The organism is Xenorhabdus yunnanensis, from assembly GCF_028598805.1.
GTDB lineage: Bacteria > Pseudomonadota > Gammaproteobacteria > Enterobacterales > Enterobacteriaceae > Xenorhabdus > Xenorhabdus yunnanensis.
In genome coordinates, this window is the sequence record NZ_JAQRFI010000252.1 from 1 (window position 1) to 405 (window position 405).

Consider the following 405-nt stretch of genomic DNA (forward strand, 5'->3'; position numbering starts at 1 on the left):
CGTGTGTACCGAAGCAGCGCCATCCTTTTGTCGAATAGCCGTGTGTACGGGGCATAGATTGCGCAAAGCCGCTTTCATCGAGATAAACAATCGGTTTTCCCGCCTGTTCATAATGGTGAATGCGCTCGACAAATGCCTGACGGATCTGGGCATCAGCGTTGGGAGGTCTTAGCGTTTTTTTGACAGTAATCGTAAGCCGTTTCAAGGCGTAATGGATAGCAGACTGTGCAACGCCTAAGCGTTTTGCCCTTTCCCATTGATAGTCATCGGGGTAATTTTTGACATCCATAATGAGCGCCTCATCACTGATTTTCGTGGGCGGTTTATCACGGGTCATACAAGGCGCTATTTTATGACTCCACCGAAATAAGGTACGCATAGAAATGTCAAAATGGGCACTGGTTT

The 405-nt window shown here is 47.7% G+C and carries 1 protein-coding gene; it reads right to left on the reverse strand.

The window, feature by feature from the left end:
* On the reverse strand, positions 1–337 hold a 337-nt coding region (locus PSI23_RS23350; protein WP_273557060.1), incomplete at its 3' end, for an IS630 transposase-related protein.
* Between the last annotated feature and the right edge of the window lie 68 nt (positions 338–405).